The sequence below is a fragment of the Alistipes timonensis JC136 genome (assembly GCF_900107675.1).
Lineage (GTDB): Bacteria > Bacteroidota > Bacteroidia > Bacteroidales > Rikenellaceae > Alistipes > Alistipes timonensis.
On record NZ_FNRI01000005.1, the window covers coordinates 78,303 to 99,592 of the forward strand.

Below are 21,290 nucleotides of genomic sequence, written 5' to 3' on the forward strand. Positions count from 1 at the left end.
CGGAATCTCGGAGGGGTTTTTCATACATCGTTCGTCGGAGTGACAGGATTCGAACCTGCGACCCTCTGGTCCCAAACCAGATACGCTACCGGACTGCGCTACACTCCGAAACAATGGTCGTAAAAAAGAAAAAAGCAGACTACCTTAATGGGCAGTCTGCCGATTTGTCGGGGAGACTGGATTCGAACCAGCGACCTCCAACTCCCGAAGCTGGCGCGCTAACCGGACTGCGCTACACCCCGAACAAGTACCCTTATCATTTAAGAGCGCACAAAGATAAGCCGAAAATCCGAAAAGTCAAAATTTATTCGCAAAAATTTTGCCTTTTTACCGAAGCGGGGCGCCATTTACAGCCGCTTGTAGTGGCAGTACAGCAACTCCCCGTCGTCGCCGCGCAGGTGCATGCCCCCGCCCAGGCAATAGCGGAACATCCGGCAGTCGGCGCAGGGGCCTTTGCGGGCCCACTCGCGGTTGCGGAACGGCCCGAAGCGGTTCTGCCACACGTCCCAGAATCTATCCCGGTAAATATTGCCCTGATGGTAGTTGGCACGGATCGACGTGCAGCCCGAAATCGCCCCGTCGACACGGATCGAAGCCACCGAAACACCCGCCGCACATTGATAGAACTGGTCGCGGACCTCGGCTTCGTAGCCGCCCAGAAACCCCTCGCAGGCATAGCTGACATCGATACGCCCCTCACGGCGGGTCCTGCGGATGAAATCCAGCATGTCGCGGAACTGCGCATCGGTCATCCGCAGCGTCGGGTCGTCCTTGGCCCGGCCCATCGGGAAGATCGAGAAGAGCCGCCAATGGCGCACCCCCTCGGCAATTAGCATGTCGCGGAAAGCCTCCAGTTGCGGGACCATCGCCCCCGTGACGCAGGTCACCACATCGTACGACAGCGACGGTTCGCGCACGACCATCCGCACGGCGTCCAGCGCCCGGTCATAACTGCGGGCATTGCCCCGGATGTAGTTGTGCTCGCGTTCGAAGCCGTCGAGGCTCACCGACACCGACCGCAGACCGGCATCCAGCAACCGTCCGAACCGTTCGGGAGTCAGGGCCATGCCGTTGGTCACCATGCCCCACGGATAACCGCGGCGCGTGACCTCGGCGCCCGCCTCCTCCAAGTCCGCACGCACCAGCACCTCGCCGCCCGAAAAGATGATGAGCACATCGGCCGGGTCTACGTGGGGCGTGACCTCCTCGTCGAGAACTTTCAGGAAATCGGCCAATGGCATGTCAGCCACACCGGGGTCCACACGGCAATCGCTGCCGCAATGACGGCACGCGAGGTTGCAGCGCAGCGTACACTCCCAGAAAAGCGTATCGAGACGGTGTTCACGCACCGTCGAAGCATACAGATCGGAAAAGATATTGAGGGCCAGCCGTTTGCGAAGCCCCAGCCGACAACCGGACATAGTCTACTCTCCGGACGGCGTTGAAGCCTCCTCGCGGGGCTGTTCGGCAACCGGGGGCAGCGAGTCGGGATGCTGGCGCTCCATGCGCTTGATGCGGACGCTGTCGGGAACCCGCACGCCGTACATCACCACGATGCGGGGATTGGACGGATTCTTCACGACAGTCGTATCGGCATCCCGTTGTTTACCGTCGTCCTTGGGCGCGTTCTTCACCGACGAGCAGGCCGCGGAGAATCCCAGGAGGGCCGCCAGTGCGATTTTCAGTTTTCTGTTCATAACGCCAAGCTGTTAGACATTGATGTTACAAAGATAGAAAATTTCTGCCGAAGACGAAAAAACATGCCAAAAAGTTTTGAAAACCAATGTTTTTTATCTTACTTTGCTGACGTATTAACACTTAATTCTCTATTTTATGACAGGTAAGGTAAAATGGTTCGATGGCAAAAAAGGCTACGGATTCATTACGGCGGAGAACGGCAAAGAGATTTTCGTACATTTCTCGGGAATCGTGAAAGATGGTTTCAAGTCACTCAACGAAGGTCAGGCCGTCGAGTTCGAAATTGGCACGGGTGCCAAGGGCGAGCAGGCCATTAACGTAAATGTAGTTGAGTAAACTATAATTACCGGCATCAAAAGGGGGCTTCCTTACAGGGAGCCTCCTTTTTCGTAGACGGTCCGCAAGGTTCGAAATCAGCCCCGTTTCTTATACGGGTTCTTGCCTGTTTGAAAAATAAATCGTACTTTTGGGCGGCCAAAAAACCGAAATCAGGTTCAAAACATAATAAACCCAACACACCATGAAAGAAGCAATCGCAATTCTGACCGGCGGCGGACCGGCCCCCGGCATGAACACCGTGGTAGGCAGCGTCGCCAAAACGTTCCTGCGCAAAGGTTACCGCGTGATCGGCCTGCATGAAGGCTACACGGGCCTGTTCAACCCCTCGCCCCGCACCGTGGATATCGACTACCCGATGGCCGACGGCATCTTCAATCAGGGCGGTTCGTTCCTGCAGATGAGCCGGTTCAAACCCAAGGATTCGGATTTCGAGAACAACTTCAACCTCAAGTTCTTCACCGACAACAACATCAAACTGCTCGTCACGGTCGGCGGCGACGACACCGCTTCGACGGCCAACCGCATCGCCAAGTTCCTCGAGGCCAAGAAATACCCCATCGCCAACATTCACGTTCCCAAGACCATCGACAACGACCTCCCGCTTCCGAAGGGAACGCCGACGTTCGGTTACGAGTCGGCCAAGGACAAGGGCGCCGTCATCGCCCGCGCCGTCTACGTAGACGCCCGCACGAGCGGCAACTGGTTCGTGCTGGCCGCCATGGGACGCTCGGCAGGACACCTGGCGTTCGGTATCGGCGAGGCATGCCACTACCCGATGATCGTCATTCCCGAGATGTTCGACAAGACGGAGATCACCGTCGAGAAGATCGTCAACCTGGTGATTTCGTCGATCATCAAGCGCAAGATCATGGGCATGGACTACGGTGCCGCCGTGATCTCCGAGGGCGTGTTCCACGCGCTGTCGGACGAGGAGATCCGCAAGAGCGGCATCCACTTCACCTACGACGAGCACGGACATCCCGAGCTGGGCAAGGTATCGAAGGCGCACATCTTCAACGAGATGATCGAGATGAAGCTCAAGGAGCTGGGCATCAAGGTCAAGAGCCGTCCGGTGGAGCTGGGCTACGAGATCCGCTGCCAGACCCCGATCGCCTACGACCTGACCTACTGCTCGGAACTGGGTATCGGCGTGCACAAGCTCTTCGCCGAAGGCAAGACGGGCTGCATGGTGTACGTGGATTCGGAGGGCAACGTCTCGCCGCTCTACCTCAAGGACCTGCAGGACCCCACGACGGGCAAGATTCCGCCCCGTCTGGTGGACATCAAATCGGACAAGTTCTCGTCGGTGGTGGAGAACATCATCAACGCCATCACCCCGGCAGACTACGAAGCCGCCAAGGCTTATGTCGAGAACCCCGAAGAGTACGACTTCCACAAGATTCTGAACTGGAAATAATCCGGTAACGATCCGACAAAATCCCGGAAAGCCTTTGCAAGTGCTTTCCGGGATTTTACTCATTCGCACACTTTCCCGAAACCTGAAACCCCATCATGAAACAACCCCAAGAACCGGTGTTCGAGCCGATGCCCGAAACACCTGCGGAGCCGGAATCCCCGGCCCCCGAATCCGCCGGACAGCCGGCGGCATCGCTCGCCGAAGCGAAAAAGAACATCCTTGCCGGCCTGCTGTGGTGCGTCGGCGGACTGGCATTCAGTTTCATCTCCTATTATTTCACCGAAGCCGGAGGCCGTTACGTCATCGCCACGGGAGCTGTCCTCTGGGGCGCCTGGCAGGCGATCACGGGATTATACATCTGGCTGAAGATCAAATACAGCGCGGGTGAATACACCGCATTCCGGCGCATGCTCGCAGCGGCCGTCTGCACCGCCCTGCTCATCGGATACCTCACGGTGCTCTCCACCCAATTGGTGAACGGAGGCGGCGAACTGCCGCTGCTCGACACCGAACAGACCTACGACTGTCCGGACCTCGGGCTGCGAATCCGAATTCCCGCCGGGTACACCGCCGTCGAAGAGGCGGCTGAACCCGAAACCGATTCGACCTATGCCCGTTACACGATGTATGTCCTCGACGGCGAATGGGAGTTCAACATCGACGCCCTGCAAAACGCGCTCAGCCCGGATGCGGAGAGCATCACCGACATCTCGGACTACTGCCAGAGCCGCGACTCGGCCTACTACGACGGCGGAATCATCAAGGCTTCGCGCCCCTTCTCGTCGAACGGTATCGACATGCTGCGCAGCGAAGGCCGCCGGACGGAATACCCGGGGTTCGTATTCACGACCTACGATCTGAAACAGGGACAGTCGCTCATCACCGTCGGGATCAGCTACCCCGCGAATGAATACGGCAAAACGGGGACGCTCCAACGCATCGAGGAGCTGCTCCAGGGCATCGAACTGACAGAATCGGCCGAATAGAGAAGATTCACACGACCGAAAAGGGCGGGCCTCCGGGTCCGCCTTTTTTTAACCGAACAGCGTCGGTGCAAAAGCCGGCAATGCGGAAGCCGCCGGATGGAGGTCGAGGATTTCGAGCCCGCGGCGCATAGCGCGGCGAACGGTGTAGTGCGTGCCGCCGGGCGAGCCGTCGTACCACGCCACCAGAACCCGGGCATGATCGACCAGAAAATCGTTGCGGACAGCATAGCACCCCCGGTGATATACCGGGGAGAGCACTTCGACAACATCGGCGGCGGACAGCACCCGGGAGAAGCGTTCACGGTCGGACTGCGAAAAACGGGCCTCCTGCCCCTGGAAAGGAACTGCGGCGATCAGCCGGACATCGGGCATCCGCTCCCGCAGCTCCAGCACCGCCTCGGCGGCCGCGAGGTCGAAACCCACGGCCATACCGCTCAGGAAAGTCCGGAAACCGCGCACATACAGCTCCCCCACCGTGCGATGCAGGGCGTCGGCGGCATCGCCGCAATAGGTGCGGTGGCCGCTGAAAGCTACGGAGGTCCGGGGATCGGCGATCATGTGTCCAAAGGTAAGGGTTTGGCCCGGACTTTGCAAGAGTAGCTGCTGAATTCAAAACTTTAAGCTCTATGAAACATTCAGTAAATTGTCTCGCTTCTTTTCTGGGAGGCGCTCTTGTCGGAGCCGTCGTCGCCATGCTCGTAACCCCCAAATCAGGTCCCGAATTCCGTGAGGACATCCGCGAACTGGCTAACAAAGGTACCCGAAAACTGAAAAATGAAATTGACAAAATTCATTGCGAGTGCAACGGTCTTAACTGCGATTGCGACAAGGACGAATAAAAGGAACCGCTCCATGAAAGATAGCCAGGCTCCAACCGGAAATATCGTCGCATCGCTGGTCTTCTTCGGTGTGACGGCAGCCATAGCAATCATCCTCTTCATCGACGCGTTCGTCATGTGGCTCGCATCGCTGACGGGGTCCGTCGCCGTCGCAGCGCTCATCACCGGAGGTTTTTTCGCCGTACTCGCCGCAGTGGTCTATCTGCTGTCCGTGCGCTCGGCAGTGAAATACGTCCGGGACCGGATCGATACGGTCTACGAGGTCGCGTCGAGGGTAAAGGAGGGGTATGACTGGTTATCCGACAAGTTTTCGTTCCTTTCGTTCCTCAGAAAATCCAGGTAACGTATGAAAAACGCCGGTGCAACGCAATGCACCGGCGTTTTTCAGCGACGGAACGGCTCGTTACAGCGGCGCATCCACGTCGACATATACTTTCGTATAGCTCCCCTGCGTGCGCAGGTAAAGATCGAATTTGTGCGAGAACCAGTCTTCGAGCCAGAACACCAGCTTGCCGCCCTCCCGCTCGCAGCGGATACCATAGCCGTCGTCGATAAAATCGTATTCTGTATCACCGCCCGGCAGCGACAGCGACACTTTCTGCTCGAGATGGTCGTAGTTGGAATCGTCGATCCGCAGCACCGTGCTCCCGTATTCGGGCAGTTTGTAGGTCTCGGGAACGGCTGCCGCGTATTTGACCGCCGCGCCGATGGTCTTGTCGCCTTCCGAAAGCGGCGAAACCACATAGATTTTGAGGTAATTCACCTCCCGGTTACCGATGGGCATGGCCTGCTTTCCGGACGGGAACGACATCAGCGCCCCCGGACGCACCGCCACATAACCGTGGCCGGCCTGCACGGCGGCCATCGACGCTGCCGTCTCCAGCGATTTGGGCGCAACGGCCCCCAGGCCGCCGACCTTGCCGAGCGCAAAGAGAACACAGTTGTTGCCGCATACAAAATTCTGGGCCTTGTCGATATAGATACCCGAATCATCCAGCAGGGTCTTGCCGTTCTGCTCGTCGAGCATATTGAGCGTAACGGTCCCCTCGGGGTCTCCGGGAACCTTATCGTCGTCGGAGCATGAGAACGTGCCGGAAACGAGTGCCGCAAGGAACAGCGGCAGGAAAATCTTTTTCATCTAAAATTGTCTTGTAACATGTAGCCGGTCCAAAGATAGCTAAAATACCCCACCCTCCTCCAAAAACGGGTAAAAAAAGAGCGGACTCTTCCGAATCCGCCCCGTCTTTCCGCAATCGGGAAATTATTATTTGCCGAAGTAGCGTTTGTAAAGTCCCTCGAAACCTTTGCCGTGACGGGCTTCGTCCTTGGCCATCTCGTGCACGGTGTCGTGTACGGCGTCGAGGTTCTGCTCCTTGGCCAGACGGGCCAGGCGCATCTTGTCCTCGCAGGCGCCGCACTCGGCGTTCATGCGCTTCTCGAGGTTGGTCTTGGTATCCCAGACGACCTCGCCGATCAGCTCGGCGAATTTCGAGGCGTGTTCGGCCTCCTCCCAGGCATAACGCTTGTAAGCCTCGGCGATCTCGGGGTAACCCTCGCGGTCGGCCTGACGGCTCATTGCCAGGTACATTCCTACCTCGGTGCACTCGCCCATGAAGTGATTCTGGAGACCCTCCCACAGTTCGGGGCTCGCACCCTTGCCGTCGCCGATCTTGTGAACCGTCACGAAATCGAGATCGCCCTCAGCCTCTACCAGTTCGACGAATTTTTCCTTGCCTACCTTGCACATCGGGCACTGATCGGGTGCCTCGGGACCTTCGTGGATGTACCCGCAAACGGTACAACGCCATTTCTTTGCCATAATACTTTGAATGTTTAGTGTGTGTGATTATATTCTGTTTACAGAACAAAGGTAGCAAATCCGTCCGGAATCCGTATAGATTTCCGATTGTCTTTTCTGATGGCGCGATAGGCTGCGCTTATATCAACTGCGGCGATCTATTATTTCCTCGATCTGGGCCACATCGGTCGAGTCCTTCACCAGCACGCGCTTGCGGCTGTCGAGCAGATACATCGCCGGAATGGCCCCGAGGTCGTAGAGACTCTTCTCACGGATGACGCACCCCTTGTCGTAGGCGTTGATCCACGAGGCGGGGATGTGGTCGCGGTAATCGCGCCACTCCGTAAGGTCCTCGTCGGGATAAAGGGCCAGCACTTTGAGCTGTCCCCGCTCGATCATCACCGAAAGCATCGGCGACGCGGTGATCGCCTCGCGGATGTCGCGGCACATCGGACAGCCGGGATTGTTGATGAACAGCAGCACATACTCGGCCTTCAGTCCGTAGAGGGTTCCCGAAGCGCCCGAGGCGAGCGTATAGCGGAAATCGTTGGCCGGGTGTCCCAGCCGGTTCTGCATGGCCATCTCCAGATCGTACTCCGGAGCGATGCGCTCGTACTCGTCGTACCACGGGGCGCGGAGCTGCGCCTGCAATACGGGGATATAGAACTCGTCGTTGCGCAGCGGCGAATTGGGATCGTGCAACACCCGCTCGGCAAGCATCGAGAAGTAGTCGAGCATCTTGCGCGAGGACGAAGCGCGGCGCATCAGCGAATCGATCGGGGCGCCGTCGGTCGGACGGTCGGAGATCAGCGCAATGTAGCGGGCGTAAGCCTCGACCATCTGCAGGGTGTCGGCCCGGACGGTGAAGAGCGTGTCGGCAAAGTCGAAGCGGTCCCAATAGTGTTCACGCAGGTAGTCGCGCCGCTCTTCGGGCGAGAGCCCCGACGGGGCGATGGCCGGGAGAAATACCCTCGGACGGGTGTCCGAAGCCGCCGCATCCTGCGAGGGAGCGTTGCGGCGGCGGCCGCACGAGGCGACGCACAGGGCGGCCAGAAGGAGGATCAAAATGCGTTGCATAAGTTCAATGCTGTTTTACCTGCAAATATACGCATTTCGGGCAACAATCGTGCATCCGAAGTCCGCGAACACCCTGTTGCGGCGGTTTTGCACGGTAGTTGCAACACCCCATTGCGTCAAAAACCAAATTAAACCACTATGGATGTAAAAAAAACTACCACGAGCACAGGGTTCAAATTGAGTGTCATGACACTTGCAATTATGAACGTGACCGCCGTAGTGAGTCTGCGCGGACTGCCTGCCGAGGCAGTCTACGGACTTTCATCGGCGTTCTACTACCTGTTTGCTGCAATCGTGTTCCTCATCCCGACGGCCATGGTCGCCGCGGAGCTGGCCGCGATGTTCTCCGACAAACAGGGCGGCGTCTTCCGCTGGGTCGGCGAGGCTTACGGAGCCCGGACAGGATTCCTGGCCATCTGGCTGCAATGGATCGAGTCGACGATCTGGTATCCGACGGTGCTGACCTTCGGAGCCGTGTCGATCGCATTCATCGGCATGAACGATACGCACGACGCGGCGCTGGCCTCGAACAAGGTCTTCACGCTCTGCATGGTGCTGGCCATCTACTGGATCGCCACGTTTATCGCACTGAAAGGACTGGGATGGGTCGGAAAGATCAGCAAATGGGGCGGTATGATCGGTACGATCATTCCCGCGGGCCTGCTGATCATCCTCGGCATCATCTACATTTCGACCGGCGGACACAACCACATGGACATGTCGCAGGGCTTCTTCCCCGACCTGTCGAAATTCGACAACCTCGTGCTGGCCAGCAGTATATTCCTCTTTTACGCGGGTATGGAGATGATGGGCATACACGTCATGGACGTGAAGAATCCCTCGCGGAACTACCCCAAGGCCATCATCATCGGTTCGCTCGTCACGGTCTGCATCTTCGTGCTGGGAACCTTCTCGCTGGGATTCATCATTCCGGCCAAGGACATCAGCCTTACGCAATCGCTGCTGGTCGGCTTCGACAACTATTTCCACTACCTCCACATCTCGTGGGCCGGACCGATCATCGCCATCGCCCTGATGTTCGGCGTACTGGCCGGCGTGCTGACCTGGGTGGCAGGCCCCTCGAAGGGTATCTTCGCCGTGGGTAAGGCCGGTTACCTGCCCCCGTTCTTCCAGAAGACCAACAAGAACGGCGTGCAGAAGAACATCCTGCTGATCCAGGGATGCGTCGTGACGCTGCTGGCCCTGCTGTTCGTCGTAATGCCTTCGGTGCAGTCGTTCTACCAGATTCTCTCGCAGCTCACCGTGCTGCTCTACCTTATTATGTATATGCTGATGTTCTCGGCCGCCATCGTCCTGCGTTACAAGATGAAGAACACGCCGCGTCCGTTCCGTCTGGGCAAGAAGAACGGACTGATGTGGTTCCTCGGATGCCTCGGCTTCTGCGGCGCATTGCTGGCCTTCGTCCTGAGCTTCGTACCGCCCAGCCAGATCGCAACGGGCAGCAACACCGTCTGGTTCTCGGTGCTCGTCATCGGCTGCGTGGTCGTCGTAGGCGCCCCGTTCGTAATCTATGCCCTGCGCAAGCCGTCGTGGAGAGACCCGCAGGCCGCCGCCGAATTCGCGCCCTTCCACTGGGAGACGCAGGCCAAGGTCGCAGCCCCCGCAGCTGCCGCCCCGGCGCAGGACCAATCCGCCGCAAGTAACAGCCAATCAACAAACAAGTAACGCCATGATTCAGAAAATCGACAAAAAAGCGGTTCAGGACGCCCTGCGGATGGCCTATGACCGATGCAAAAACGAAACCGGCGGCAAAAACGCCGACTATATCCCCTACCTGGCCAACGTGCCGTCGAACCTCTTCGGCATCGCTGCCTGCCTGCCCGACGGCGACGTGGTGGCTGTGGGCGATGTGGACTACAAATTCGGCATCGAGTCGGTGTCGAAAGTCCCGACGGCGATCCTCGCCATGAACCAGTACAGCGGACAGGAGGTCCTCGACAAGATCGGCGCCGATGCAACGGGACTGCCCTTCAACTCGATCATGGCCATCCTGCTGGAAAACGACCATCCCTCGACGCCGCTCGTGAACGCCGGAGCCATTTCAGCCTGCTCGATGGTCAAACCCGTGGGCGACAGCGACGGCAAGTGGAAAGCCATCATCTCGTTCATCGCCGACCTGGCCGGATCGGACGTGGAGGTGATCGACGAACTCTACAAGTCGGAAACCGCGACCAACTTCAACAACAAGTCGATCGCATGGCTGCTGAAGAATTACAACCGCATCTACGACGATCCCGACATGGCGCTGGACATCTACACGCGCCAGTGTTCGATCGGCGTGACGGCCACGCAACTGGCGACGATGGCCGCGACAATCGCCAACGACGGCGTGAACCCCGTGACCGGGAAAAAGGTGTTCAAACCCGAGCTCACTCCCAAGATCGCCTCGATGATGGCGACCGTGGGATTCTACGAGCACACGGGCGACTGGCTCTTCACGACGGGACTTCCTGCCAAGACGGGTGTCGGCGGCGGCATCATGGGCGTCGTACCGGGTGTGATGGGCGTGGCGGCGTTCGCTCCCCCGCTCGACGGTGCCGGCAACTCGGTGAAGGCCCAGAAGGCGCTGGCGTTCATCGCCGGGCACCTCAACCTCAATCTTTTCGGCACGACGCGCTGCGTGATGGCCGAAAAAGAGCCGGTAAAGGCATAAAAACCGGACCGCAACGAAAAAGCCTGCATCTCAAAATGATGCAGGCTTTTTTTATTATTTGCAATTTAAGCATAAAAGACGATATCGTTTCGATTTTTCGCATTACACCCCATTCTAATTACAATAAGAAATCTGTCTGCAGGGAAAAATGAAAAAGCATCACAACGCCAACTTTAACGGACGCTTTCCGAAGCCCGACATTTTTTTTATTTCAGTCATTTTTCCTTAAATTGCGGCGATAAAATCAATGTATATCCTTCAAATATGCGTTGATAAGCACCGTAAATTAACTTAATTCAGACTCGATGAAGAAATTTTACAACAACACCTCCACGGTCGTTCCCTTAAGGCCAATTCGGAGGGGGGGGGAAATTCACTATTATTAATAGTATCCTTCCTGACCTGCCTGTTCACGGCAAACTTCGTTTCAGCTCAGAATGCTAAATCCTACGTCGTCCAGGGCGTTGTCCTGGATCAAAGCGGCGCCCCGTTCACCGGGGTCAGCGTAACGGTTCCCGGAACCACCAATGGAACCACCACCGGTCAGAAAGGTGATTATCGTCTCCTGGTTCCCCGAGGGCTCGATTCCCTCCGTTTCTCATTTATCGGATACAAAACGGTCACGCTGCATGCGCGTGACGCCCAACTCGTCCGGATGCAGGAAGAAGCCGCATCCGTCGACGAAGTCGTCGTGACGGGTATCTTCTCCCGTAAAGCCGAAAGCTATACCGGAGCCGCCACCACCATTACCGGAGAGGCGCTGAAGAAGATCAGCGGCATGAATGTTTTTCAAAGTCTGAAAAGCATCGACCCCTCGCTGAACATCATGACCAACCTCACGGCCGGATCGAACCCCAATGCACTCCCGGATATGCAGCTGCGGGGAACCTCGACGTTCCCGACCAGCGGAGGCGCCGCAGGAATGGACCTGAAAGGCAACTACATCGGCAACCCCAATACGCCGCTGTTCATCCTGGACGGTTTCGAAACCACCGTACAGCGCATCTTCGATATGGATATGAACCGTATCGCCAGCGTGACGATCCTCAAAGACGCTGCCGCCAAAGCCATCTACGGCGCCAAAGCCGCAAACGGCGTCGTCGTGATCGAAACCAAGCCGCTGCTGGCCAACGAGACACGCATCACGTACGAGGGCAAGCTGACGCTGGAAATGCCCGACCTGAGCAGTTACGACCTTTGCAACGCGCTCGAAAAACTGCAAATCGAAAAAGCCGAAGGACTCTACGACAACGCGAAGACACCGGGAGACCTGGTCGAATACCAACAATTGTACAACAGCCGTCTGGAGTGGGCCAAAGCCGGAAACAGCACCTACTGGCTCTCCAAACCGCTGCGCACGGGCGTCGGACACAGCCACAGCGTAAATGTCGAGATGGGCGAAAACGCATTGCGCGCCGCAGCCACATTCGCCTACAAAAACATCAACGGCGTCATGAAGGACTCGGGACGCGAAACCCTTTCGGGAGATGTGAAGCTCGAATACCGTTACAAGAAGATTAAGTTCCAGAATATCATGAGCGTCTGGAACGTCAACAGCAAGGAGTCCCCTTACGGCACGTTCTCCCAATACGCCACCCTGAACCCCTATTGGTCGCCGTACGATTCCGAAGGCCGGCTCGTGCAGGTCCTCTCCGAAACAAACAGCCTGAACGGCCTGGTCGGCAACCCGCTGTACGACGCCACGCTGTCCACCCGGCTGCACACGAACAACCTCAACTACTCCAACAATTTTTATGTGGAGGTCCTCCCCATCGACGGGCTGCGGGCCGTCGCACGAATCGGTATTTCCGGACAACGGCTCGAGGACGAGGCGTTTTATCCGTCCAACCACTCCAAATTCGTGACGATGACCACCCCGGAAGAGATCGTCCGCAAGGGTTCCTACACCATGATTTACGGAAAACAGGCGACGCTCGACGGAAACTTCATCCTGCAATACAGCAAGGATATCGCAAAGAAACATTCGATCAACGCGGCTTTCAACATGCTGCTCAGTGAAAACAAATTCACCGAAAGCACTTTCAAAGCCGAGGGTTTCCCGAGCGACAAGATGAACAACATCAGTTACGCCCGCCAGTATGCCGAAGGAACGACCCCGCAGAGCTATGATGTCATCAGGCGGCAGGTGCAGTTCATGGGCAACTTCTCCTACACGTATGACAACCGTTATGTCATCGAGGGAACCATCAACTACTCCGGCGCCTCGTCGTTCGGAAGCAACAACAGATGGGGTTCGTTCTGGAGCGTGGGAGCGTCATGGAACCTGCACAACGAGAAATTCCTCCGAAACGTCCGGGACCTCACTAGCCTGCGTCTGCGCGCATCGTACGGACGCGACGGTAATTCCAATTTCGCGTCCAACAACTCGTATGCCCTGTACAATTACCTGACTTCCGGACAATACAACGGTTTTACGGGAGCCATTCTTCAGAACATGGAGAATCCGAACCTGAAATGGCAGGTCAAAGACCAGTACAACATCGGATTCGACATGATGTACAAGCGAATCAGCATCAACGCCAACTACTACTATAATCAGACGAAGAACCTGGTGTCGAACATCTCGATCGTCCCGTCGACCGGTTTCAATACCGTGGACGACAACCTGGGCGAAGTGATGAACCGGGGTTGGGAAATCTCGCTCGGATACACGCCCTGGCAGAGCAAGGACGGATTCCTCAACATCAGCGGAGCCATCACGACCAACAAGAACGAAATCACCAAGCTCTCGGAAAGCATGCGGGCCTTCAATGAATTGCAGGACAAACTCGCGGCAGAGTACAACAATACGGCTCCCGTGCGGAAATACATCGAAGGAATGCCGCTGAATGCGATCTGGGCCGTTCCTTCGCAGGGTATCGACCCGATGACCGGCCGCGAGGTCTTCATCAACCGGGAAGGAAAGCGGACCTACGACTGGTCGGAAAAAGACATGGTGTACTGCGGCCAGACCGATCCCAAGTACCGCGGCACGGTCGGATTCAACGTGGAATACAAAGGCTTCGGCCTGAGTGCGTACGGCACTTACGAAGGCGGATGCGAATATTACAACTATACCCTGGTGGAGCGTGTCGAGGATGCCAACATCCGGGTCAACGTAGACCGGCGCGTACTCCAGGGCCGGTGGACCACACCCGGGCAGAACGCGCTGTATACGACCAAAAGGCCCAGTTATCAGCTCGAAACGGGCGGCTCGGCGTCGGCTGCGACGCGTCTGACCTCGCGTTTCGTGCAGAAACGGGATGAGTTCAGCATCTCTTCGCTCAACTTCTACTACAATTTCAGCGAGTCGGTCGCCCGGAAAATGCGTCTCAAACGGCTGCAACTGAAATGTTCGATGGACAACGTGGCTACCTTCTCTTCGATCCGGCTGGAACGCGGTACCTCCTATCCTTTCGCCAGGACCCTGTATTTTACTTTGCTCGCTACATTTTAACCACGGATAACTCATGAAAACAAGAACCCTGTTATATACACTGTCAGCATCCGTGCTGATGACCCTGACCTCCTGCAACAACTGGCTCGACACCGGTTCCAGCACACAGATCCGGGGCGACGAATTGCTGAAAACCGAAGCCGGCTTCCTGGATGCGCTTACGGGCATCTATATAAACATGTCCTCGTCATCCATGTATGGCAAGAACATGACCAGCTATGTGGTCGACATGCTGGCACAGCCCTACACCGATTTCCGGTCCGCCTCAAATGAGCGGTCAGCTCTCATGAGCGGGCAATACAACGATGCGCAGGCCGTGCCCTTTATCGAAAGCATGTGGAACAACACCTACAAAACCATCGCCAGCATCAACAACGAACTGAAATATGTCGAGGCCAACGAGGACGAGGTGCTCAGCCCGTTCGTCCAGAACATGATCAAAGGCGAGCTGCTGGCCCTGCGGGCTTTTCTCCACCTGGACCTGATGCGTCTGTACGGATACGGCGATCTTCAGAATATGGAAGATCGGGAGACGCATCCGACCATTCCCTATGTCACCGTATACGCCAAGGAGACGACTCCGCAGCTGACCTATCCCAAAACGATCGAACTGATGATCGCCGATCTGGAAAATGCCATCAAATGCCTGGAGATCGACCCCATTCGGGGAAAGAACGAGGCGCCGGAAGCGGCCAACAAGGACGGATACTGGAATAACCGCGTATACCACATGAATTACTTTGCGGCCCAGGCTACGCTGGCACGGGTTTACATGTGGGAAGGAAGCGCGGAAAGCCTGAAAAAAGCGTTCGACATCGCGGAAGAACTGACCGGACTCGAAGGCACGGCCTATAAGTGGGTGACTGCATCCGATCTGTACGGAGCCGGCACGCCCGACCGCGTCTTCTCCAAGGAACACCTCTTCACGCTGAATGTCTACAACCTCAAAAAAATCGTAAACGACGAAATGATCGATTTCGTCTACCAGCCCAACGCCCTGACCAACGTAATCAAATGGTCGAGGGTGGCCTACGATATCTTCAACGCCTATTCCTACGATTACGACACGGGCGAGTATGTCCCCGGATATATCGGATTCGACGATTACCGCTTCGACATGCATTTCAAAGAGACCTCAAAGCAGAGCACAGCGGGCGGCAGCACCCAGGACAAATACTACATGGGGTACAAACTCTACCAGACGGACAACGGATCGACGGCGGCCGTCGATTTCCGCGATATGCTGCCGCTGATTAAGATCAGCGAGATGTACTACATCATGGCGGAATATTATCTTTCGCAGTCGAACGAGGACAAAGCGCTGGAGATCATAAACCTCATTCGTTCCAAACGCGGCCTGAGCCAACCCCTGACCAAAGATCAGATCGAGAATGAATTCTGGATGGAGGTTTTCGACGAGCTGACCAAAGAGTATATGCGTGAATTCATCGGCGAGGGACAGTTGTTCTACTTCTTCAAACGCTACAACCTTGAAAATCCGATTAACATATACGGAAACGACAACGAAAACAACACATTCACATCCACTCGTTATCTGCTGCCCTATCCGAAAGACGAACTGGAGATCGGCGGCCGGGTTCAGTAGCGAATAATCATTAATGAAAAACCAAGAACATGAATAGATTGAAAATAGCATCGCTGGCATTGATAGCGGGAGCCTCGATCCTGTCGGGAGGCTGTTCCCAGGATGATCTCTCGACGTTTGCGGTAAAAGATTCCGCCGTGTATTTCCCGTCGAACAACCTGTCGCACTCTTTTATCGACACCCCCGAGGCCGAATACGCCGATGTTGAAATAAAACTCAACATCATCGGCCCCACCGCCGACTATGACCGTCCGGTAGCCGTGGAAGTGAACGACGAGACAACGACCGCCACCGCCGGTCAATATACCGTGCTGGGCGGCATGGTTAAGGCCGGAGCTACGTCGGGAACGGTGACCGTGCGGGTCAACAACGACAAGCAGGCACTCGCCCAGGGCGATCTGGCGCTGGGCCTGCGGCTGCTCGGCAACGACCAGTTCTCGACGGACATAGATCCGGAAACCAAACTGCCCGTCACGGGCGGAGCCCTCGTTTCGTTCGAAGCCGTGCTGACCTGGTCCAACGATATTAAGATGCCGGAATACATGCTGCAAAGAAACTTTTTGAGGTATGTGTCCTACACGGCGCTCTGGGTGGACGACGACGGCAACGTATACGGAGAGCAGAATGAAGCGGCGACCAGAAAGCGCCTGAGCGCAAAATACAGCTCCTACGGACTTTACAGTAAGAATCTGGCCAAAATCCTCCGGGAAGTGTGGCCGGAAGTGCTCAATGTGTTCGGATACCTGGGAACCGATGCGGATATTCTCGAGAAATATCCCATGATAAACCCCGGCAATGTCCAGGACTTGTATACGAAGCAGTTGTTCCACAAGCTGGAAACCTATATTTACGAGTACAACCAGGCACATCCGGACGACATTCTCCGCCACAGCGACGACGCTGCGGTATTGAATGCCGCAGGCAATATCGTTTCGGTCAAATCGGGCGGTAAAACCTATGAACTGAAACTGAAAGAAAATCCGCCCATTCTCGTTAATCCCTTTAGTTTATAGTCATGAAAAAAACAATTATATCCTATTGCATATTGTGCATGACCCTGGCGTCGTTCGCCGTGTCATGCTACGACGACAAAAGCACTTCCGGCGAAATCACGGATACGGTAGAGATCGACACCACCGGATTCGGTCCGAAGATCGAAATCGCAAACGGGAGTACGCTGCGGCTCTCCCCGAAAGTAAGTCCGGCCAACGATCCGGACCTCGCCTACGAATGGAAAATCACCGTTACATCGAACGGAAACGAAACGACTTTTTCCAAACTGAGCGAGGAAAAGGACCTGGAGCGGGTAATCACCCAGGCCCCCAGCCAGAAACCCTATTCGCTGGTATTCACGGTGACCAACAAGCGCACCGGCGTACAGTACATGCAGCGTTACAACGTTTACGTTATCAGCCGGATGGGCGACGGCGTGCTGGTCGCCGACACCAGGGACGGGGCGACATCGGATATCTCGCTGGTGCGGAACAAATATGTTTCGGCCGGTTACACCGGGGATACCCAATACATCCGCGACTCCTACTCCTTTACGAACGGTCAGAAAATGGAAGGCGTCATGCGGAAGCTGGTCTACGGCCCCATCGGCAATACCGCCCAGGCATTCTACGTGACGGCGATGACGGACAAAACGCTGGAAAACCTCGACGCCAGCACCCACGGAGTCATCCAGAATTTCGACCAGATGTTCACGTTCCCGCCCGAAAAGGACAAAAAATTCCAGACGCTCGGAACAAACTTCAATTCTGTATTTTTCGTGTACGAAGGGGATATCTATGCCTATGCCAGACAGATAAACGCCATTACGCAGACCTTCTCGGACCCGCTCAATTACGTGAGCCCCTCGCAAATCGCCAACAAGAAATTCGGCAACGAATACCTCCAGGTAAATGCCGATATGGGAGACGTCTTTTTCTTCGACGAGACCAAAGGGGCGTTTTACCATATGACCCCGGCCGCATACCCGATCGCGCCACTGACAGCAGGGACCGGCGGCAGTGTGAATTTCGATCCGAACGCGCTTTCGGGCTATACGCTGATCGGCTCGTGCCGCGGCGAACAGGTATCCAGAAGTCCGGTGCATGTACGGGTTCATTTCATCCTCAAAGATCCCCAGGGTGCGATCGATGTCTACCGGTTATCAAACCGGTATGATCCGGATTTCAACAACGGCAGCTATTTTTACGAATCGGACGGAAAATATTCCGCCGCGACATGTCCCGATATTGAAAACGCGCTGTGTTTCGAGGGATCGTACAAACGTTCCGTAATCTATTACGCCACCAAAAACAAGGTCTATCCCTGTGTGATCGGCGGCAGTGCCGTCGGTGTCAACGAAAGCGGCGCGTTCACCGCGCCTGCGGGAGAAGAGATTACGACCATGTCGCTCTTCCGGGAAGCATGGAGTTATTACGATCAGCAAAGTACCGAAATGGAGGTAATGGAAGAGGACGCCAACCAATTGCTGGTAGCGACGTATAACAACACGACCCAGGAAGGAAAAGTTTACGTGCTCCCCATTACGGGTAACTCCGGAAGCCTGGGGACCGCCGATGCGGATCATACATTCACCGGATTCGGACGTATCACGGCACTTGGAACTCAGGGCAAACAGTAAAGCTCCCGAAGACAGGAAGGTAATCGATGCAATACGCATCGATTACCTTTGTTCGTAGGATAACTAACCCAATAATTTAGCTGGATATTTTATGAAAAAACGAAATTTCATTTTTGCAGTGGCATGCTTGTCGATATGCCTGGGAGGATTTCCGGGGACGGCATCTGCGTTCTGGCCGTTCGGCAAAAAGAAAAAAGCCGGGACTGAAATGTCCCAAAGCGACTCCACAGCCAATAAAAAGAGCAAGTACGACGAATTTTTCAAAGAAAAGCACGAGACGGCGCGCGGTCTGATCACCCTGCACAAAATGAAGGGCAAACTCTATTTCGAACTCCCGGTGAACCTGCTGGGACGGGAAATGCTAATCGGCTCCACGGTGACGGAGATCAGCGAGAACGCCAACGCCGTCGTAGGCTCGAAGCCCACACAGCCGTTGCACGTCCTGTTTACGAAGACCGACACCCATGTGCAGCTCCGGGAGGTGAATGCCGATTACATCGCAACCGATGCGGCGATCGACAGGGCCCTGGAAAAGAGCAGCATCGGCTCGATCCTGAAAAACGCCAAAATCGAAACGTTCAACAACGACAGCACGGCCGTGGTGTTCGACATGACCAGCTTTTTCGTCGGGGACAACAAGAAAATGAGCCCTTTCGACCGGAACTCGCTTTACGGATCGGCATTCAAAAGAACCGAGAGCTTCAAAAGCGAAAATTCCTATTTGAGCGGAATCAAAGCCTTCGGTGACAACGTTTCGGTGCGCAGCTGCCTTTCGTACACCTATTCGCTGGCCTCGTACGGTGACGGGAAAACGCTCCTGAAAGACGCTCCGTTCACGGTGGAAATGACCCGTTCGATCATTCTGCTGCCGGAGAAACCCTACCGTCCCCGCATGGCGGATTATCGGATCGGAGTCTTCTTCACACCCCGGATGCAACTGGGTGAAGGCTCCCGGACGACGGCTCCCGTCTATTACGCCAACCGCTGGCAGCTCGCGCCGTCCGACACCGCCGCCTTCCGCCGCGGGGAGAAAGTCAGGCCCGTAAAGCCCATCGTGTTTTACGTCGACAGCGACTTCCCGGCCAAATGGAGACCCTATATCAAAGAAGGAATCAACCAGTGGCAGGAATTGTTCGAGGAGATCGGATTCAAAGACGCCATCGAAGCCCGGGATTTTCCGACGGATGACCCCGAATTCGACCCCGACAACCTGAAATACTCCTGTGTGCGCTATGCCCCGATCGGCATCCAGAATGCCATGGGGCCCTCATGGGTCGATCCCCGCAGCGGCGAGATCCTGAATGCGTCGGTGTATGTCTATCACGACATCGTGCGGCTGATCAACAAATGGCGTTTCGTACAGACCGCCACGGTCGACGAAGAGGTCCGTCAGGCGGAGCTTCCGGACGAGATTCTGGGCGACGCCCTCCGTTACGTCATCTCGCACGAGATCGGCCATTGCCTCGGCTTCATGCACAACATGAGCGCATCGTCGGTCATTCCGGTCGATTCGCTCCGTTCGCCGACCTTCACCCGGCAGCACGGGACCACGACTTCCATCATGGACTATGCCCGCTTCAACTATGTAGCGCAGCCCGGGGACAAAGAGCGCGGCGTCAAACTCACGCCGCCCCGGTTCGGGATTCACGACCGGTATCTGGTCCACTGGACCTACATGCCTGTTTTCGAAGCGGCAAACGTCGAGGAAGAGGCTCCGATCACAGCCAAATGGATCACCGATGCCGTAAAGGAACATCCGTGGGCCCGTTACGGAAAACAGCAGTTCTCGGTAAGGTTCTTCGATCCCCGGTCGCAGACGGAAGACCTGGGCGACGACGTGGTGAAAGCGACCCGTTACGGCGTGAAGAACCTCAAAACGCTGATCGGCGATTACGACAAGTGGATCACCTCGGGCGACGATGATTTCGAGTTCCGGACAGAGATATTGGAGGGCATCATCAACCAGATGGCCATGTACATCCAGCACGTCTACCTGAATGTGGGCGGACTTTACAAGAATGAAGTGAAGGCCGACGATACGCTGCCGGCATTCGCGAACATTCCCACCGAAAAGCAGGTCGCAGCCCTGAAATACATGTTCGAACTCTACGGCGATCTCGACTGGCTGGATAACCGCGAACTGATGAACAAACTGGCGATCATGGGCTCCCCCAAGGCTGCCGTGGCCAACATGCTCGGCGGGCTGATCATCTCCGCGCCGTTCAGCGTCTCCCTGTCGGCCGACGTGGCCGGAAATTCCTTCTCGTTCCGGGACTGCGCCGATATCGTCTATGATTTCATCTGGAAGCCGACCGTCAACGGCCGGAAACTCACGCGCGAACAGATGGACATTCAGAAACAGTACGTCGAACAGATGATGGGAGTCGGCAACTTCCCGCTGCCCAAGGCCTCGGGAAAAGGCTTTGCCGATCAGCAGCACGACATGACCGCCTGCACCTGCAACCTCCACGGCGAGAACCTTTGCGGCGAAATAAGCTACGATCCCGTATCGGGATTCGGATGGTCGCCCCGTGCGATCTTCAACCGCGGACAAGCAACCGTCGCAGATATTTACGCCTACGTTTCAAAGGTTCAAACGCTGCTCAAAAGCCGGGTGGACAATGCTCCGAAAGAGACAAAAGCACATTATGAATTGTTGCTGCGCACCATCGAGCTCGGTTTAAAATAGAAAGTCCCGACTATGAAATACTACAAGATATTACTTTTAGGACTGGTTATCGGGAGCCTGGCAATTCCTGTACAGGAG

General features: G+C 56.1%; 18 protein-coding genes and 2 tRNA genes. 12 read left to right on the forward strand and 8 right to left on the reverse strand.

Annotated features, from left to right (window positions below; genetic code table 11):
- Positions 1–34 precede the first annotated feature (34 nt).
- The 4 genes from BLU78_RS07940 to BLU78_RS07955 form a co-directional block, all read right to left on the reverse strand.
- Positions 35–108: transfer RNA gene (locus BLU78_RS07940), tRNA-Pro, on the reverse strand.
- A 59-nt stretch (positions 109–167) separates the two neighbouring features.
- A tRNA-Pro gene (locus tag BLU78_RS07945) sits at positions 168–242 on the reverse strand.
- Positions 243–347: 105 nt separating this feature from the next.
- Positions 348–1,421 (reverse strand): TIGR04133 family radical SAM/SPASM protein, encoded by a 1,074-nt coding sequence (locus BLU78_RS07950; RefSeq protein ID WP_010260245.1) that lies wholly within the window; start codon positions 1,419–1,421, stop codon positions 348–350.
- A 3-nt stretch (positions 1,422–1,424) separates the two neighbouring features.
- A complete protein-coding gene (locus tag BLU78_RS07955; RefSeq protein ID WP_010260248.1) occupies positions 1,425–1,697 on the reverse strand; it encodes a hypothetical protein in 273 nt (90 codons plus the stop codon).
- Positions 1,698–1,833: 136 nt separating this feature from the next.
- On the opposite strand from BLU78_RS07955, the gene BLU78_RS07960 reads away from it, so the two are divergent.
- The 3 genes from BLU78_RS07960 (at position 1,834) to BLU78_RS07970 (ending at position 4,440) form a co-directional block, all read left to right on the forward strand.
- Positions 1,834–2,034 carry a cold-shock protein gene (locus BLU78_RS07960; RefSeq protein ID WP_010260251.1) on the forward strand — a complete coding sequence of 67 codons (201 nt, stop codon included), beginning with the start codon at positions 1,834–1,836 and terminating at the stop codon, positions 2,032–2,034.
- Between the two features lie 184 nt (positions 2,035–2,218).
- On the forward strand, positions 2,219–3,454 hold the full coding sequence (locus BLU78_RS07965; protein WP_010260254.1) for a 6-phosphofructokinase: 1,236 nt from the start codon (positions 2,219–2,221) through the stop codon (positions 3,452–3,454).
- 95 nt (positions 3,455–3,549) lie between these two features.
- A complete protein-coding gene (locus tag BLU78_RS07970) occupies positions 3,550–4,440 on the forward strand; it encodes an MFS transporter (RefSeq protein ID WP_010260257.1) in 891 nt (296 codons plus the stop codon).
- A 48-nt stretch (positions 4,441–4,488) separates the two neighbouring features.
- Here BLU78_RS07970 and BLU78_RS07975 read toward each other — a convergent pair whose 3' ends face one another.
- Positions 4,489–4,998 carry an SLOG family protein gene (locus BLU78_RS07975; protein WP_010260259.1) on the reverse strand — a complete coding sequence of 170 codons (510 nt, stop codon included), beginning with the start codon at positions 4,996–4,998 and terminating at the stop codon, positions 4,489–4,491.
- Between the two features lie 68 nt (positions 4,999–5,066).
- Here BLU78_RS07975 and BLU78_RS07980 point away from each other — a divergent pair, with 68 nt between their 5' ends.
- Positions 5,067–5,279 carry a YtxH domain-containing protein gene (locus BLU78_RS07980; RefSeq protein WP_074712050.1) on the forward strand — a complete coding sequence of 71 codons (213 nt, stop codon included), beginning with the start codon at positions 5,067–5,069 and terminating at the stop codon, positions 5,277–5,279.
- Positions 5,280–5,292: 13 nt separating this feature from the next.
- Positions 5,293–5,622: a hypothetical protein gene (locus BLU78_RS07985; RefSeq protein WP_010260262.1), complete on the forward strand. Its 330-nt coding sequence runs from the start codon at positions 5,293–5,295 to the stop codon at positions 5,620–5,622.
- A 60-nt stretch (positions 5,623–5,682) separates the two neighbouring features.
- On the opposite strand, the gene BLU78_RS07990 is transcribed toward BLU78_RS07985, so the two are convergent.
- From BLU78_RS07990 to BLU78_RS08000, 3 genes are all read right to left on the reverse strand, one after another.
- The gene (locus BLU78_RS07990; protein WP_010260265.1) at positions 5,683–6,417 is read right to left on the reverse strand and encodes a DUF5036 family protein; all 735 of its coding nucleotides are present in this window, start codon (positions 6,415–6,417) and stop codon (positions 5,683–5,685) included.
- Between the two features lie 126 nt (positions 6,418–6,543).
- Positions 6,544–7,098: an NADH peroxidase gene (locus BLU78_RS07995; RefSeq protein WP_010260269.1), complete on the reverse strand. Its 555-nt coding sequence runs from the start codon at positions 7,096–7,098 to the stop codon at positions 6,544–6,546.
- A 123-nt stretch (positions 7,099–7,221) separates the two neighbouring features.
- Positions 7,222–8,154: a DUF5106 domain-containing protein gene (locus BLU78_RS08000; RefSeq protein ID WP_010260272.1), complete on the reverse strand. Its 933-nt coding sequence runs from the start codon at positions 8,152–8,154 to the stop codon at positions 7,222–7,224.
- A 138-nt stretch (positions 8,155–8,292) separates the two neighbouring features.
- Here BLU78_RS08000 and gadC point away from each other — a divergent pair, with 138 nt between their 5' ends.
- From gadC to BLU78_RS08035, 7 genes are all read left to right on the forward strand, one after another.
- The gene (gene gadC / locus BLU78_RS08005; protein ID WP_044106209.1) at positions 8,293–9,840 is read left to right on the forward strand and encodes a glutamine/gamma-aminobutyrate antiporter GadC; all 1,548 of its coding nucleotides are present in this window, start codon (positions 8,293–8,295) and stop codon (positions 9,838–9,840) included.
- Positions 9,841–9,844: 4 nt separating this feature from the next.
- Positions 9,845–10,828, forward strand: a complete 984-nt coding sequence (gene glsA, locus BLU78_RS08010; protein WP_010260278.1) for a glutaminase A — start codon at positions 9,845–9,847, stop codon at positions 10,826–10,828.
- A gap of 406 nt (positions 10,829–11,234) precedes the next feature.
- Complete coding sequence (locus BLU78_RS08015; RefSeq protein ID WP_261797738.1) at positions 11,235–14,285, forward strand: SusC/RagA family TonB-linked outer membrane protein; 3,051 nt, start codon at positions 11,235–11,237, stop codon at positions 14,283–14,285.
- Positions 14,286–14,298: 13 nt separating this feature from the next.
- On the forward strand, positions 14,299–15,891 hold the full coding sequence (locus BLU78_RS08020) for a RagB/SusD family nutrient uptake outer membrane protein (RefSeq protein WP_081504084.1): 1,593 nt from the start codon (positions 14,299–14,301) through the stop codon (positions 15,889–15,891).
- Between the two features lie 29 nt (positions 15,892–15,920).
- Positions 15,921–16,904: a DUF4843 domain-containing protein gene (locus BLU78_RS08025; protein WP_081504085.1), complete on the forward strand. Its 984-nt coding sequence runs from the start codon at positions 15,921–15,923 to the stop codon at positions 16,902–16,904.
- 2 nt (positions 16,905–16,906) lie between these two features.
- Positions 16,907–18,523 (forward strand): PKD-like family lipoprotein, encoded by a 1,617-nt coding sequence (locus BLU78_RS08030; RefSeq protein WP_083355384.1) that lies wholly within the window; start codon positions 16,907–16,909, stop codon positions 18,521–18,523.
- A 208-nt stretch (positions 18,524–18,731) separates the two neighbouring features.
- Positions 18,732–21,212: a zinc-dependent metalloprotease gene (locus BLU78_RS08035; RefSeq protein ID WP_010260297.1), complete on the forward strand. Its 2,481-nt coding sequence runs from the start codon at positions 18,732–18,734 to the stop codon at positions 21,210–21,212.
- Positions 21,213–21,290: the final 78 nt, after the last annotated feature.